19 protein-coding genes are annotated in these 14,856 nt (G+C 62.2%); 11 read left to right on the top strand and 8 right to left on the bottom strand.

The window, feature by feature from the left end:
- Positions 1-75: 75 nt before the first annotated feature.
- From F8N82_RS27675 to F8N82_RS20670, 4 genes are all read left to right on the top strand, one after another.
- The gene (locus tag F8N82_RS27675) at positions 76-789 is read left to right on the top strand and encodes a methyl-accepting chemotaxis protein (protein ID WP_414602497.1); all 714 of its coding nucleotides are present in this window, start codon (positions 76-78) and stop codon (positions 787-789) included.
- Between the two features lie 172 nt (positions 790-961).
- Complete coding sequence (gene fabV / locus F8N82_RS20680; protein ID WP_038997098.1) at positions 962-2,176, top strand: enoyl-ACP reductase FabV; 1,215 nt, start codon at positions 962-964, stop codon at positions 2,174-2,176.
- Positions 2,177-2,356: 180 nt separating this feature from the next.
- Complete coding sequence (locus tag F8N82_RS20675) at positions 2,357-3,043, top strand: GNAT family N-acetyltransferase (RefSeq protein ID WP_038997096.1); 687 nt, start codon at positions 2,357-2,359, stop codon at positions 3,041-3,043.
- A gap of 9 nt (positions 3,044-3,052) precedes the next feature.
- Positions 3,053-3,997, top strand: coding sequence for an alpha/beta hydrolase family protein (locus tag F8N82_RS20670; RefSeq protein ID WP_038997094.1), 945 nt, complete (start codon positions 3,053-3,055; stop codon positions 3,995-3,997).
- Here F8N82_RS20670 and F8N82_RS20665 read toward each other — a convergent pair.
- From F8N82_RS20665 to F8N82_RS20650, 4 genes are read right to left on the bottom strand one after another with little or no spacing between them, the layout of a single operon-like run.
- On the bottom strand, positions 3,981-4,322 hold the full coding sequence (locus F8N82_RS20665) for a HopJ type III effector protein (protein WP_038997093.1): 342 nt from the start codon (positions 4,320-4,322) through the stop codon (positions 3,981-3,983). The genes F8N82_RS20670 and F8N82_RS20665 overlap by 17 nt on opposite strands.
- Complete coding sequence (locus tag F8N82_RS20660; RefSeq protein ID WP_038997092.1) at positions 4,315-4,611, bottom strand: DUF1244 domain-containing protein; 297 nt, start codon at positions 4,609-4,611, stop codon at positions 4,315-4,317. The genes F8N82_RS20665 and F8N82_RS20660 overlap by 8 nt, the downstream gene beginning before the upstream one ends.
- Before the next feature lie 24 nt (positions 4,612-4,635).
- A complete protein-coding gene (gene folM, locus F8N82_RS20655) occupies positions 4,636-5,334 on the bottom strand; it encodes a dihydromonapterin reductase (RefSeq protein WP_038997091.1) in 699 nt (232 codons plus the stop codon).
- Between the two features lie 55 nt (positions 5,335-5,389).
- On the bottom strand, positions 5,390-5,959 hold the full coding sequence (locus tag F8N82_RS20650) for an antibiotic biosynthesis monooxygenase (RefSeq protein ID WP_038997090.1): 570 nt from the start codon (positions 5,957-5,959) through the stop codon (positions 5,390-5,392).
- A 238-nt stretch (positions 5,960-6,197) separates the two neighbouring features.
- Between F8N82_RS20650 and F8N82_RS20645 the strand changes: the two genes are divergently transcribed.
- Positions 6,198-7,148 carry a MerR family transcriptional regulator gene (locus F8N82_RS20645; RefSeq protein WP_052251585.1) on the top strand — a complete coding sequence of 317 codons (951 nt, stop codon included), beginning with the start codon at positions 6,198-6,200 and terminating at the stop codon, positions 7,146-7,148.
- Here the strand turns inward: F8N82_RS20645 and F8N82_RS20640 are convergent.
- Positions 7,133-7,750 (bottom strand): hypothetical protein, encoded by a 618-nt coding sequence (locus tag F8N82_RS20640; protein WP_038997089.1) that lies wholly within the window; start codon positions 7,748-7,750, stop codon positions 7,133-7,135. The two genes, F8N82_RS20645 and F8N82_RS20640, sit on opposite strands and share 16 nt — an antisense overlap.
- 68 nt (positions 7,751-7,818) lie before the next feature.
- Positions 7,819-8,280 (bottom strand): PAS domain-containing protein, encoded by a 462-nt coding sequence (locus F8N82_RS20635; RefSeq protein WP_038997087.1) that lies wholly within the window; start codon positions 8,278-8,280, stop codon positions 7,819-7,821.
- 142 nt (positions 8,281-8,422) lie between these two features.
- Here F8N82_RS20635 and F8N82_RS20630 point away from each other — a divergent pair, with 142 nt between their 5' ends.
- Positions 8,423-8,878, top strand: a complete 456-nt coding sequence (locus tag F8N82_RS20630) for a flavodoxin (protein ID WP_038997085.1) — start codon at positions 8,423-8,425, stop codon at positions 8,876-8,878.
- On the opposite strand, the gene F8N82_RS20625 is transcribed toward F8N82_RS20630, so the two are convergent.
- The gene (locus F8N82_RS20625) at positions 8,879-9,766 is read right to left on the bottom strand and encodes a LysR family transcriptional regulator (protein ID WP_038997083.1); all 888 of its coding nucleotides are present in this window, start codon (positions 9,764-9,766) and stop codon (positions 8,879-8,881) included. It abuts the gene before it with no gap.
- Positions 9,767-9,862: 96 nt separating this feature from the next.
- Between F8N82_RS20625 and F8N82_RS20620 the strand changes: the two genes are divergently transcribed.
- From F8N82_RS20620 to F8N82_RS20600, 5 genes are all read left to right on the top strand, one after another.
- Positions 9,863-10,249 (top strand): CidA/LrgA family protein, encoded by a 387-nt coding sequence (locus F8N82_RS20620; RefSeq protein ID WP_038997081.1) that lies wholly within the window; start codon positions 9,863-9,865, stop codon positions 10,247-10,249.
- A complete protein-coding gene (locus F8N82_RS20615; RefSeq protein WP_038997079.1) occupies positions 10,239-10,925 on the top strand; it encodes an LrgB family protein in 687 nt (228 codons plus the stop codon). Before F8N82_RS20620 ends, F8N82_RS20615 begins: the two co-directional genes overlap by 11 nt.
- Before the next feature lie 180 nt (positions 10,926-11,105).
- Positions 11,106-12,011: an alpha/beta fold hydrolase gene (locus F8N82_RS20610; RefSeq protein WP_038999615.1), complete on the top strand. Its 906-nt coding sequence runs from the start codon at positions 11,106-11,108 to the stop codon at positions 12,009-12,011.
- A 129-nt stretch (positions 12,012-12,140) separates the two neighbouring features.
- Positions 12,141-13,049: an SDR family oxidoreductase gene (locus F8N82_RS20605; protein ID WP_414602470.1), complete on the top strand. Its 909-nt coding sequence runs from the start codon at positions 12,141-12,143 to the stop codon at positions 13,047-13,049.
- Between the two features lie 75 nt (positions 13,050-13,124).
- On the top strand, positions 13,125-13,475 hold the full coding sequence (locus F8N82_RS20600; RefSeq protein ID WP_038997077.1) for a hypothetical protein: 351 nt from the start codon (positions 13,125-13,127) through the stop codon (positions 13,473-13,475).
- Positions 13,476-13,933: 458 nt separating this feature from the next.
- On the opposite strand, the gene F8N82_RS20595 is transcribed toward F8N82_RS20600, so the two are convergent.
- Complete coding sequence (locus F8N82_RS20595; protein ID WP_038997076.1) at positions 13,934-14,725, bottom strand: IclR family transcriptional regulator; 792 nt, start codon at positions 14,723-14,725, stop codon at positions 13,934-13,936.
- Between the last annotated feature and the right edge of the window lie 131 nt (positions 14,726-14,856).

The following is a 14,856-nucleotide window of genomic DNA, read 5'->3' as shown; positions in this document are numbered from 1 at the left end:
GTACACGCGGTGTCGGCGCGCAGCAACCAGGCGGTCAGCGGCCAGCGCGGGCAGATCGAGCAGGTGGCCACGGCCATGAACCAGATGTCGGCCACCGCCCAGGAGGTGGCGCGCAGCGCGGCAGCGGCGGTCAATAGCGCCCACAGCGTCAATCAGGAAACCGTCAGCGGCCGCGGCCTGGTGGAAACTCAGCAGGGCAATATCGCCCGCCTGGCCGGCGAGATCGATCAGTCGGTGGCGGTGATCAACCAGCTGGCCAGCGACAGCCAGGCTATCAGCCGGGTGCTGGAGGTGATCAAGAGCATCGCCGAGCAGACCAACCTGCTGGCCCTTAACGCCGCCATCGAGGCGGCCCGGGCAGGCGAGCAGGGCCGTGGCTTTGCCGTGGTCGCCGATGAGGTGCGTACCCTGGCCAAGCGCACCCAGCAGTCCACCGAAGAAATCGAGCAGATGATTTCGCGTCTGCAAGGTGGGGTCGGGGCCGCAGTCAAGGCCATGGACAGCAGTCACCAGATGGCCTCGGGCACGGTTGGCGAGTCGCAACAGGTGCAGCAGGCGCTGGAAAATATCCTCGGCGCCATCGGCAGCATCGTCGACCAGAACCAGCAAATCGCTGCAGCGGTGGAGCAGCAAACGGCGGTGGCCCACGACATCGATCAGAACATCGTCGAGATCAACCGGGCGGCGGAAAACACCACACAGGGCGCCCACCAGACCGAGGACGCCAGTCGCCAGCTGTCGACCCAGGTGCTGGAGCTCAAGCGCCTGATCGGTGCGTTCCGGGTCTGAGATCAGCGGTTGCTGAAGTTTTCCGCGCTGTGACAAAGTAGCGCCCTGAAGGATTCCAGGGGGGCCGGATGTGTCGGCAACGCTGCGGGTGTAGTCTCACCCTCACAGCAAACGGAACCTCGAGTCCACGCGATTCGGCTCCCTCAGCAAATTCACTGACGAGGTACAGACATTGGCCATCATCCATCCCAAAGTCCGCGGTTTTATCTGCACCACTACGCATCCCAAAGGTTGCGAGCTGAACGTACGTGATCAGATCGAAGCCACCCGCAAGCTGGGCGTGCGCGAGGATGGTCCGAAAAAGGTACTGGTGATCGGTGCTTCCAGCGGCTACGGCCTGGCAGCGCGCATCACCGCCGCGTTCGGTTTCAAGGCCGATACCCTGGGCGTATTCTTCGAAAAACCAGGCACTGAAACTAAATCGGGTACTGCCGGCTGGTACAACGCTGCCGCTTTCGACAAATTCGCCAAGGCCGAAGGCCTGTACAGCAAGTCGATCAATGGCGACGCCTTCTCTGACGAAGCGCGGGCCCAGGTCATCGAGCTGATCAAGAACGAAATGGGCGGCCAGGTCGACCTGGTGGTCTACTCCCTGGCATCGCCGGTACGCAAGCTGCCTGCTTCTGCCGGCGAGCGCGCAGGCGAACTGGTCCGCTCGGCCCTCAAGCCAATCGGCCAGCCGTACAAGTCGACCGCCATCGACACCAACAAGGACACCATCATTGAGGCGTCCATCGAGCCTGCCAGCGAGCAGGAAATTGCCGACACCGTCACCGTCATGGGTGGTCAGGACTGGCAGCTGTGGATCGACGCGCTGGACGCCGCCGGTGTTCTGGCACCGCAAGCGCGCACCGTGGCCTTCAGCTACATCGGTACTGAAATCACCTGGCCGATCTACTGGCACGGCGCGCTGGGCAAGGCCAAGATGGACCTGGATGCAACTGCCCAGCGCCTGCAAAGCAAGGTCGCTGGCGGCGCCAACGTCGCGGTGCTGAAGTCCGTGGTTACCCAGGCCAGCTCGGCTATCCCGGTGATGCCGCTGTACCTGTCGATGGTCTTCAAGATCATGCAGGAAAAGGGCGTTCACGAAGGTACCCAGGATCAGCTCGACCGTCTGTTCCGTGACCGTCTGTACCGCGCCGACGGCGCGCCAGCGGCACTGGACGAAGAAGGCCGCCTGCGCCTGGACGACTGGGAACTGCGTGACGACGTACAGGATGCCTGCAAGGCCCTGTGGCCGCAGGTGACCACCGAAAACCTGTTTGAGCTGACCGACTACACCGGCTACAAGAAAGAGTTTCTCAAGCTGTTCGGTTTCGAGCGTCAGGATGTTGACTACGACGCCGATGTCGCTACCGACGTACGGTTTGACTGCATCGAGCTGTAATTAGCCGTTGCTAAGCTCTTGTTGCCGCACCTGTTTTCCTAGGGTGCGGTGACAGTTTCAAACTTGAGACACAATTTGAAACAACTAAGTCAGTGGCCCTTTGCTACCCCCTCCTCGGCGCTGATCTATACCACTCATTCAAATGCCCTTTAAACCGTCAAGGTTTCGACAGGAGGCACCATGAGTGGACTACAAAAACTAAAAGAGCGGATCAGGCAAAAGGGTCTGCAAAAGGTCCTCAAAACCCTGTGTGAGCGTTACATCTACTTCCATTGGGAGTTGCTGTGGATGGAGCGCGACCTGGTCAGCCCGGTACCGCCGCACAACCAGCGCGAGCATCCCCCGGTACGCCTGGTCGAGATCACCGAGGACAACGCCGACGCCTTTGCCCGCTATTTCGGCGACCGCGTGCAGACCATGCGTGAGCTGGCCGCCGAAGGCCATACCGGGCACATGTACCTGGATGAGCAGGGCGACGCCGTGGCGTTCATCTTCGCCAGCATGCGCGACTATTACGACCGTCATTATTACGGCTGCACCTTCCCGGTGAAGCCCGGTGAGTTCTTTGAATTCGGCGGTGAAATGACCCGCGCCTACTTCGGCACCCGGCTGTCGGTGGATGCCCAGATCAGCCTCTGGGACGCCATGCGGGCCAAGGGCTGCCACACGGTGGTGGATGTCTGCGAAACCCACAATATTCCGGCACTCAAGTTGCATTTACGCATGGGCTATCACGAGCAGGGCCGGGTGATGCACGTGTATGGATTGTTCGGACGCTGGCGCCTGTTCCGCGAAACCCGTTACGATGGGTCGCGACTGAGCGGCTTGCGCAAGGTCCCTGCACCGCAGGTAGCGGCGTCGGCATGACAGAGGTCGATGAGCAGTCTCGAAGCATTCCCGGCTTTGCCTATTGTCAGCAACAGCGGCCAAGCCTTTCGTGAGACCACCGCCGATGGTTACTCCCTCGGCGGTTTCTGTTGGCGCCAGCGGGTGTCGGACACCGCGCGAGCGCTGGTGATCATCAACGCCGCGACGTCGGTGTGCTGCAGCTATTACGCCCGTTTTGCCCACTACCTGTTCGCTCATGGTTTCGATGTCATCACCTATGACTATCGTGGCATTGGTGAGTCGCGCCCGGTGTCCATGCGCCATTTTCAGGCATCCTGGACCGACTGGGGCGCGCTGGATTTCGAAGCCATCCTGCAACGCGCCCAGCGCGAGTTTCCCGGCCAGCCCATCGACGTGGTCGGGCACAGTTTTGGTGGCTGCGCGGCAGGGCTGGCGCCTTCGGCCGATCAACTGCGTCGGCTGGTCACGGTGGGCGCGCAGTTTGCCTACTGGCGCGACTACGCCGCCGACAGTCGCTGGCAACTGTTCGGCAAATGGCATGTGCTGATGCCGCTGCTGACGCGGGTATTCGGTTATTTCCCCGGCAAGCGCCTGGGCTGGCTGGAAGACACCCCGGCTGGGGTGGTACAGGATTGGAGCACGCTGACGCCGGCTTATGAGCAACGCCCAAGCGGCCGGGCACTGAGCAGATTGCCCTTCGCCCGGGTCAGGGCGCAAACCCTGGCCATCAGCCTGACCGACGACCCGTTCGGTACGGTGGCCGCCATCGAGCGTTTACTGGGGTACTTCGAGGCCAGTGAGCGCAGCCATCTGCGCATCGCCCCAGGGGATATCGACGAGACCCGGATCGGTCATTTCGCTTTCTTCCACAGCCGCTTCCAGCCCAGGCTGTGGCCAATTGCCCTGCACTGGCTGCAGCACGGGCAACTGGCCGAAGGCACGCCGGGGCGCTTGATCAGCCCAGACGCTTGAGCGGCTGCTCGGCGAAATTGACGCCAGCCAGGCCGTGCGCGATCAGTGCGCGGATATTGCCGTGGTCGCTGTCTTGTGGGGTGGCCAGTACCGAGCGGTAGTGCTCGCCGAACGCCAGCAGGGCTTCTTCATCGCTCAGGCCTTCAAGCAGGGCCAGGCCCAGGGTCTTGCACGAACCTTCGTTCTGCCCGGCAGCGTTTTCCACGCCACCGTTGGTGAAGGCTTGTGGCTGATAGCTGTAGTTGGCGGCGATGAAGGCCAGGGTGTCGGCGAAGACGTGCTCGCCGGATTTCAGGCTGGCGCGCAGGGTGTTCAGATCAGTCATTGGGCTTTCCTTTGGCGAACGCCGCTTGTTGTTCGGCGCTGGCTTCTTGCTGGTAAAGGGCTTTCCATTCGGCGTAAGGCATGCCGTAGACCACTTCGCGGGCCTCATCCATGCTCAGCTCGATCTGCTTCTCGTCGGCGGCGGCCTTGTACCATTTGGACAGGCAATTACGGCAGAAGCCGGCGAGGTTCATCAGGTCGATGTTCTGCACGTCCTTGCGGCTGTCCAGGTGGGCAACCAGGCGGCGGAAGGCGGCGGCTTCAAGTTCGAGTTTCTGTTGATCGTTCATGGACGTTCTCGTGACAGCGGTAGATCAGTCTACCGCGATGCGGTTTTTCAGGTGGCGGCCACCGTTGATGACCAGGCTGCTACCGGTGCTGTACTGGCTGTCGAGCAGAAAACGCACGGCATCGATCAGCGGCTGGGCGCCGGGTTCGAATTCCAGCAGGGCCTTTTTCAGGGTTTGCTGGCGGTAGGCCTCGTCGCTGTTTTCCTTGAGGATCAGCAAGCCCGGGAGGATCGCGTTGACGCGAATGTTCGGCGCGTACTTGGCGGCGAACGACAGCACCATGTTCTGCAAGGCGGCCTTGGTGGCGGCATAGCCGATATGGCTGCCGCTGCCACGCGAGGAGGTTTCGTCGCAGATATGGATGATGTCGGCTTTGTCGACTTTGGCCAGTTGCGCACCCAGGGCCAGGTTCAGGTGGTAGGGCGCCTCGACGTGCAGCTTGAACATGGTATTGAGGTTGGCGAGGTCATCGTCGAGCCACAACGAGGCGTTGTGGACGATGGCGCGCAAGCCTTCGTAGCTGCCTTGCAGGTGCTCGATCAGGGCCAGGCGGTCGTCTTCCCGGCACAGGTCGGCCTGGAATTGGATGATGTTCGGGTGCTCGGCCTCGGGGCTTTTGCTGCGGCTGGCGCTGACCACGGTATGGCCGGCCTGCGCCAGGTTCAGGGCCAGCGCCAGCCCGACTCGCTGGCTGGCTCCGGTGACAAGAATTGGGCTGTTCATGGTGGGGGCGGTCAACTTTTACTGGTTCGCTTGGATAACCCCCAGCATACCCGAACTAGGCGGGATTGCGCGCGCCCTGCGGCCCCGGGCGGGCGGGGCTGGCGTTCAGCCAGTTGGCCAGCAGGCGGGTCGACAGCGGAATGAACAAATACACCATCAACGGCGTCAGGCCCAGGGTGCTGAGGAGAATGCGCGGCACCAGCTCCAGTGCGCCCAGCCAGTGGCCGAACAGCACATTGAACAGCAGTGACACCGGAAAGAACGCCAGCCAGATCGCCACCGCCTGCTTCCAGCGTGGCGGGCGCTGTACCGGGTTGTTGCCGAACCAGCCTTCCAGGCCGCTGACCCGCTGTTCCGACGGCTCGGCGAACAGGCCATTGCCGCGCGCCAGCCACGCCTTGCGCGAAGCCGAATGCTCCCAGGCATGCATGGTTTGTTCATTGGTGAAGCGGAAGATGATCTGGAATTCGTCGCCTTGCGGGGGCGGGGCGAGCACACCCGAGCCCAGGTAGCCGGGAAAGTCGGTGGCCAGTTGTTCGCCTTCGTGCAACCAGGCCATCAGGTCCTGGTAACGACCATCGGCGACGCGGCGGGTAACCATCAGGGTTACGGGTGGGGTAGACATGGTAAATCTCCTGGCAACTGGGCGTGGCGGGTAGGCCTGCCCCTTGAACGCCGCCCGGGGTGGTGGGCGGTATTCGCTTCTTTGCAAGAATCGATGCAAGAATCGGGCGCGGATTATTCCTTAAATAAGCTGACTCGTCAGTGCTGGCGGTCGCCGACCTGATAGAAATGCCAATGGTCGTGTGGGTGATAGGCGGAGTAGAATGGATATTGGCCCATAAACCCGCGGTTTCCCGACAATGATCGAACCTGACCAGCCTTCATTGAGCACGCGTGAGTTGGACCACGAAGAACTGTTCCCGATCCGCGAGGTGTCGCGCATGACCGGTATCAACCCGGTCACCCTGCGTGCCTGGGAGCGCCGTTATGGGCTGATCCAGCCCACGCGCACCGAAAGTGGGCACCGTTTGTATTCGCAAGCCGATATCGATGAGGTGCGCAGCATCCTCGGCTGGATCGAACGCGGTGTCGCTGTCAGCAAAGTCGGGCGCATCCTGGCCAAAAGCCAGAACCTCAAGGCCGAAAGCCAGTCACAGCGCAGCGAAGAATCCCAAGCCGATTTCAACCAATGGCAAGCACAGTTGCGCCAGGCCGTGAGGGCATTCGACGAGCGTCGCCTGGAGCAGGTGTACGGCCAGGTGTTCAGCAGTTATCCACAGCTGGCGGTGTTCCAGGACATCCTCATGCCGGTCTGGCAGGAGCTGCGCAGTACCCACGAAGCCTTCGGCCAGGCCAGTGAATGGCTGTTTCTCGATAGTTTCCTGCGCGGACGGGTGTTGCAGCGTTTGCAACTGACGCGTGAGCAGCAGGAAGTGCGCGTGCTGCTGGCGGCGATTCCCGGGCAATGCCGGGAGCTTGAGTTGCTGGTGGCGGCGCTGTTGCTCGGCACCAGTGAAACCGCCATCAGCGTGCTCGGCCTGGGCCAGCCACTGGAAGAGTTGAGCCTGGTCTGCGAGCGCATGACGCCCCACGCCCTGGTGCTGTTTTCCAATCATCCACCGACCAGTGACTTGCCCAAGCGCCTGGCGCGCCTGGCACTGGCACTGGAATGCCCGTTATTGCTGGCAGGCGAAGCAGCAGATCTGGCTCAGGACAGCCTGATCGGTTCGCAAGTCGCGTGTCTGGGCAGTGAAGGGCGGTTGATGCGCCGGCGGCTGCAGCAATACCTGGCCGGTCACCTGGATTCTTGAGGGTGCAACTCGGGGTGGGCGCGGCGGTGGGCCTGGAGGATGTACTCGCGTAGCCGCTCGATTTCAGCTGGCAGGCTCTGGCCCAGGTTATAGGCAGCCAGGCGTTCGCCGGTGCGCCGTTGCAGGGTGCCGTGCAGGGCAATGGGGGCATCGCCGTCGGGGCTGAACCACAGGTCGAAGTGCTTGGGCGGTTCGGGTTGCTCACGCACTTCCAGCAGCACACCCTTGAAGGATACTTCCCGTACCCACAAACCGGTGCTCAGGCCCAGCTCGTCTTCCAGGGCTACCGGTTGCTCCAGGGTCAGGCGCCAGGGGCGGACCACCGCGCCTTCTTCATAGATGTTCGGGGCACCCAGCTGCAGGTGCAGGGCATGGAACTCGTCTTCGACCAGTTGCAGCGGGAAGGTCATCTGCTGATTGTTGAACTGTGCCTGCAAGGTCACCTGCTCGTCGGCGATCAGCCGGGTCAGCAGGTTCTTGATTTCGCTGCCGCCATTGACCATCAGGTGCGGCGCCGGTTCAGCCGGGAGGGGCTGGGGCGCGTGCTGCATGGACCGGATGAACTCCAGTTCATCCTGGGTCAGAAGGGCATCTGCTTGCATGGTCGAACTCGAAGTTTCAATCGTGAATGCGTTTCTTCACCGTCATGGACAATCAAACGGCGTGTTTGTTAAGACCGTTGGTCGGCTTCCAGTGCAGCGATGCGCGCCTGGGCTTCGGCCAGTTGACGCTCAAGCTCGATCACCCGCTGTTCGGCTTCGACCTGGCGACTGACGTTCTTCTGGATACCGATGAAATACTTGCGCTTGTCAGCTTCGTTCAGCACCGGGGTGATCGACAGTTCGTTCCAGAACGCGCTGCCGTCCTTGCGGTAGTTGCGCAGGATTTCCCGGCTCGGCAGGCCATCCTTGATCGCCTGGCGGATCAATGCCCGGGCGCTCTGGTCGCGATCGTCGTTCTGCAGGAAGCGGCAGTCACGGTAAAGGATGTCGTTGGCATCGTAGCCGGTCAGACGCTCGAACGCCGGGTTCACGTAGATCAGGATGGTGTCATCGTCGCCTTCCTGTTCGGCCACCACGATCCCGTCGTTGGAGGCGTCAATCATGCGCTGCAGCAGTGTGGCATTGATCATCTTGTTAGGTCCGCAAGGGCTGTAGATCGGGCATGCTGGCTGATTCTAGTGGATTGGCCGTCGCTGTACAGCGGCAGATTAAGGCCTTTTGCCAGTGCCTGATGCTAGTATCCTACGTTTTTACTCAGTTTCGGAAACCTCTATGAAAGTCGCCATCCTTTCCGGTTCGGTCTACGGCACCGCCGAAGAAGTTGCTCGGCACGCCGAGAAGTTACTCAACGCCGCAGGTTTCGAGGCCTGGCACGCTAACCGGGCTACCCTGCAAGACGTCCGGGGCTTTGCGCCGCAGGCGTTTCTGGCGGTGACCTCGACCACTGGCATGGGCGAGTTGCCGGACAACATCATGCCGCTGTTCAGTGCCATCCGTGATGTGCTGCCCGCCGAGTGGCGCGGGCTCAAGGGTGCGGTGATCGGCCTGGGCGATTCCAGCTATGGCGATACCTTTTGCGGCGGCGGCGAGCAACTGCGCGAGCTGTTCGCCGAGATGGGCCTGGTCGAAGTGCAGCCGATGCTGCGCCTGGATGCCAGCGAATCCGTTACCCCGCAAACCGATGCCGAGCCCTGGATTGCCGAGCTTGTGACTAAACTGCGCGGCTGATCACTGCGGCTGTGGCTGCTCGCGCAGCAGCTGCAGCCAGGCCTGGGCGGCACGCGACAGGTAGGCGCCCTGGCGCCAGATAAAGGCAATGTCCCAGCGCAAGTCTGTCGGTTCGCTCAAGGCCAGGCGCACCACCCCGGGCCGCTCCAGGCCTCGGGCAACCACACTCGGCAACAACACCACCCCTTGGCCTGCCGCCACCAGCGCGGCGAGAAAGTCGGCCTGGCCGCTGCGCCCGCCTTCCTTGGGGACAAAACCCAGTTGCTGGCAGGCACCCAGCAAGCGGTCATTAAGTACAAAGCTGCGTTGATAGAGCAGGAAGGGCGTGTCGGCCAATTGCGCCAGGCTGACCTGCCCGGCAGTTGCCAGTGGATGATCGATGGGCAACAAGGCATCCAGCGGTTCGTTGCAAAACGGCTGGCAGGCGAAGGCCGGGTCGCTTGGCGTCAGGCTGCCGCCCAGCTCCAGCTCACCGCTGAGCACGGCCTGCTCGACACTGCGACTGCCGCCTTCAAACAACTGAATGCTGATGTTCGGGTAACGCCGCCGGTACTCGGCGAACAACCGCGCGAACAGCGCATCACTGCCCAGCAGCGGCAGGCCCAGGCGCAGCTCGCCGCGCGCCAGCTGGCTCAGATCATCCAGTTCGCTCAGCAACTCCTGGCGCAAGCGCAACATGGCTTCGCCGCGTTCGAGCACGATCTTGCCGGCGGCGGTCAGGTGCAGTTGCGAACCCTGACGCTCCAGCAGCGGCACGCCCAGGTCCTGTTCCAGTTGCGCGACCTGCTTGCTCACGGCGGACTGGCTGATGTGCAACGTCTGCGCGGCCTGGGTAAAGCCACCACGGTGCACCACTTCGAGAAAACTGCGTAGCTGTTTGAATTCCATTGCCTGAATTCCAATCTGGAATAGTTGGCAGTCTAACAATTCGCTTTTGGCGTGGGGAGCGGGCTCTTAAAATGAAGGCTTGAGAGGACCCCCGCGATGAAACCCCCTGCGTTAAACCGATTTGTCCGCCTGCTCGCCGAGCTTGCGGTGTTGCTTGCGCTTTATAAGGTCGGTGGTTTGCTGGCCGCCTGGTTGGCCTGGCCGATTCCCGGCGGGGTCATCGGCATGGCGCTGTTGTTGCTGCTGTTCGCCGCCGGCGTGCTCAAGCCGGCCATGTTGCAGCTGGGCGCCGGGGTGCTGATGGCCGAGATGCTGCTGTTCTTTATTCCGGCGCTGATGAGCCTGCTCGATTACGGCAGCCTGCTGCGCGATGAAGGCTGGCGGATCCTGCTGGTAATTGGCCTGAGTACCTTGCTGGTGATGGTGGTGACGGCGGTGACTGTGGAGTGGATCTGCCGCTGGAGGCTGCGCCATGACGCTTGAGCCGATGCCGCTGTTCTGGCTGGCCCTGACCCTGCTGGCTTATCTGGCCAGCCGCTGGTTGTACCGGCGCACCGGGCGCTACCTGTTGTCACCGTTGATCCTGGTGCCGGCTGTGCTGCTGGCGATTGCCGTGCCGCTGCATACCGCCTATGCCGAATATGCGCGCAATACCCACTGGCTTATGTCGGTGCTGGGCCCGGTCACCGTGGCCTTTGCCGTGCCGATCTGGCAACAGCGCGCCTTGTTGGCCCGGCACTGGCCAGCCCTGACGTTGGGCATGCTGGTCGGCAGTGCCGCCTCTATCGGCAGTTCCTGGGGCCTGGCGCATCTGCTGGCGCTGGACAGCTCGGTCAGCCTGTCGCTGGTGCCGCGCTCGATCACCACGCCTTTTGCCATGCCGCTGGCCAAGGACCTGGGCGGCGTGCCGGAGCTGACCGCAGTGTTCGTGATGTTTACCGGGGTGCTCGGGGCGATGTTCGGTGGCGTGCTGCTCAAGTACCTGCCGCTGCGCACGCCACTGGCCCGCGGTGCGCTGTTTGGCGTCGGCGCCCATGGGGCAGGCGTTAGTCGTGCTCATGAGGTGGGCGGCGAGGAAGGTTCGGTGGCCGGTCTGGTCATGGTCCTGACCGGCCTGCTCAACCTGTTTGCCGCGCCGTTACTGACTTTGCTGCTGTGATTCACTTCGCTATTTTGCGCACTGACTCCAAAGGTCAATAAGCTGGCTGCCAACGCAACTCTCGGGTGGGGCTTGGCTGACTAGACTGTCGATCAATAGAGCACACGAATGTGCCGAGGTGATTGCAATGATCGCAGCCTTGCCAAACACGACGACCAACAACCCACCGGGACCACTGTGATGCCTTTGGCCGAAATTCCATTGTGCGTCTGGCGGACCCGCGGCCTGAATTTCTCGTTCCGCGGCCAGACCATCCGCTACTGGACCGCAGGACAGGGCGAACCGCTCCTGCTCATCCATGGCTTTCCCACCGCCAGTTGGGACTGGCACTACCTGTGGGCGCCGCTGGCCCAGCGTTTTCGGGTCATTGCCTGCGACATGCTCGGCTTTGGCGATTCGGCCAAGCCGCTGCACCATGAATACAGCCTGCTGGAGCAGGCCGACTTGCAGCAGGCGCTGCTGGCGCACCTGCAGGTCGAGCAGCCGGTGCATCTGCTCGGGCATGACTATGGCGGCAGCGTCGCCCAGGAGTTGCTCGCCCGCCACCATGAGGGCCGGGCGCAAATCGCCAGTTGCGTGTTCCTCAACGGTGGTCTGTTCCCTGAGCGCCATCGACCGCTGCTGATCCAGAAGCTGCTGCTCAGCCGCCTGGGCTGGCTGGTCGGGCGCTCGTTCGGGCGTGATGACCTGGTACGCAGCGTCACCCAGATCTACGGCCCTTGTACCCATCCCAGCGAAAGCGCGCTGGACGATTACTGGAGCCTGATTGCCTCTAACCGGGGGACGCGGATCATGCACAAGCTGATCAACTACCTGCCCGAGCGGGTCGCCCACCGCGAGCGCTGGGTCGGCGCCCTGCAGGTCGAAGGTGTGCCGCTGCGGCTGATCAACGGCGCGGTCGACCCGATTTCCGGGGCCCATATGCTTGAGCGCTACCAGGAGCTGGTACCCAATGCCGATACCGTGATGCTCCAGGGGATCGGCCACTATCCGCACACCGAAGCACCGGTACAGGTGCTGCGCCATTACCTGGCGTTTCGTGCGCAACCCCTGGTGAGTGTGCCGCAGAAAGTCGCCTGGTCCTGAGCGACCGGGTGTGCGCAATCATCGCCTGGCCTTATCGCCTGCCATTCAGCGCCTGCCCGCTTGATTGTGTGCCAGCCAGCGCTGGCCGACACTCGGGCATCCCTCCCTTGTTCTGCAGGAGAACTGAGCATGACGATTCGCTTGGACGATAAAGTAGTGATTGTCACCGGCGCCGGTGGCGGCCTGGGTCGCGCACATGCCCTGCTGTTTGCCCGGCATGGCGCCCGGGTGGTGGTCAACGATCTGGGCGGTTCAACCCATGGCGAAGGCGCCAGCGCCTCGGCCGCCGACCGGGTGGTGGCGCAGATTCGCAAAGCGGGCGGCACTGCCGTGGCCAACCATGACTCGGTCACCGACGGCCAGCGCATTGTCGAACAGGCCCTGGACAGCTTCGGCCGTGTCGATGTGCTGATCAACAACGCTGGCATTCTGCGCGACAAGACTTTCCACAAGATGGAGGACAGCGACTGGGAGCAGGTCTATCAGGTTCACCTCCAGGGGGCCTACAAGGTCACCCGCGCCGCCTGGCCGCACCTGCGCGAACAGAACTGGGGGCGGGTGATCTTCACCGCCTCGACCTCGGGCATCTATGGCAACTTCGGCCAGGCCAACTATGGCGCGGCCAAGCTCGGCCTGTACGGCCTGACCCGCACCCTGGCCATCGAAGGACGCAAGAACAGCATCCTGGTCAATGCCATCGCTCCCACCGGCGGCACGCGCATGACCGAAGGGCTGATTCCGCCGCAGGTGTTCGAACAGCTCAAGCCGGAGCTGGTCAGCCCGCTGGTGGTGTACCTGAGCAGTGACGACTGTCAGGACAGTGGCGGTCTGTATGAAGTGGGCGGCGGCTGGGTCGGCAAGGTGCGCTGGGAGCGTAGCCTGGGTGTTGGCTTTGACCCGCGCGAAGGCTTTACAGCAGAAGATATCGCCGCCAACTGGCAGCAAATCGGCAGCTTCGACAATGCCGTGCATCCCAACGACAGCCTCGAAGCCCTGCAGCAAATGATGGCCAACCTGCAGAAGTACCCACAGGGCTGAACCTACCGCAAGGTTGTGGTCGCCCGTTGAAGTTGCCTATGCTGGGCGGCCACCTTGGTTGCAGGAGCACAGTGGATGTACGAATCCAGAACGGACGCTGTCATCTCTACCCGACAGTTTGGCTTTCGCCTGATGTGGCATGGTGTTGCTGCCTGCCTGTTGCTGATCGGCTCGATTCTGTTTGGCGTGGTTGGCCATCTGTACTTCGAGCCGCAGGTGCCCTGGCACGATGCGGTGTTCAATGCCACCTTGCTGCTGGGCGGGGTAGGGCCGGTGATCCTGCCCGAGACGATCGGCGGCAAGCTGTTTTTCGCCGGCTACGGCTTGTATGTCGGCCTGGTGTTCGTCGCCAGCATCGGCCTGATCCTGGCGCCCATTGCCCACCGATTGTTGCACCGTTTTCACTTTGACGATGATGGCGACTGAATCGCGGGCATAAAAAGGTTCTTCACGGAATCCCGGGGGCTATGATTCTTGGGTTGGGTTGCGGGCTTATCCATTCGGTGTGGCGCCGCTGTTGGCCCCACACTGAATGGATAAACTCGCAGCCTCAACATCCCAACCCTGGATTCCGTGAAGAGCCATAAAAAAGGCCGCTGCAGTGCAGCGGCCAAGTAAGACGCAGATCAAGGAGCTTCAAAATCAACGTCGGTGAACCTGGTCTTGCCGGTCGCAGGGGGCGGGGTGTTCACGCTCAAAAGGCCCGGATTAGACAGCTGGCTTGAGAGTTTGGCCAGTGCTGTGCAAGTGAGTTCAGGATAAGCCGCTGACCGGTGTGGAAAAATAGCCGATTGTGACATTCACTGTTACAACTCTAGTAACAGTGCCCGCTGGCTAGCTTAAGTGCTGGCGTGATGAAAGACTGTGATCGTCTGTGAAGAAGTTTACTCGGCAGGTGCTTCTTCGTAGCCCATGCGCCAGCTGATCAGCTTCGTCGCTGCCAATAGCCGCTGCGCTGCCGGCCCCTGCTCGTCGGCATGGAAGATCGAGGTTGGCCCGACCACGGTCAGCACCGCGGCAATCTTGCCCACCGCATTGAACACCGGTGCCGACAGCGCATCGACGCCCGGCATCAGCAGGCCATGAACATGGTGCAGGCCGCGCTGGCGGATCGTTGCAAACAATGCTTGGTAGTCGCTGAAGCTGTGGCCGGAAGCGGCCAGCTCCTGCTCGCGCAGTTCGATGGTTTCGCGCTCCGGCAGGTAGGCGCCGAACACCAGGCCGGTCGAGGAGGTGAGCAAGGGCAACACCGAACCGATCTGGGTCACCACGGTAACTGCGCGCACCGCCGGCTCGATATTGACCACGGTCGCGCCCTGATTGCCCCAGACGGCAATGAAGCAGCTTTCGTTGAGCTCATCGCGCAGTTGCGACAGCGGCAGCGTCGCCTCTTTCAACACGTCCATCCCGCCCAGTGCGGCCAAGCCCACGCGCAGGGCTTCGCGACCCAGCCCGTAATGGTTGGTGGCCGGGTTCTGTTCGGCAAAGCCGCTGGCAATCAAGGCCTGCAGGTAACGGTGAACCTTGCTCGCCGGCATGTCGACGTGTTCGGCCAGGCGTGACAGTGAGGTAGATGGCGACAGTTGGGCCAGGGCCTTGAGGATGTCGGTGCCGACCTCGGCCGAGCGGACCTTCTGTTTGCCGGAGCTGTCGGCGGGGGAGCTGGCTTTGGCCATGGGGGAGTCGATCCGGGGAGTTCAATGGGCGTCTTTATAGCTTGACGGTCTTCACCAATCAAATTACGTTATGCGTAATGTAATTACGATAAAAATAACGCAGAAGCGCTGCCACCCTTTCAAGGCCCGCA

Origin of the sequence: Pseudomonas fluorescens, from assembly GCF_902497775.2 — a bacterium.
GTDB lineage: Bacteria > Pseudomonadota > Gammaproteobacteria > Pseudomonadales > Pseudomonadaceae > Aquipseudomonas > Aquipseudomonas putida_F.
The sequence above is the reverse complement of the archived record's forward strand: the minus strand, read 5'-3'. Positions and strand labels throughout refer to the sequence as shown.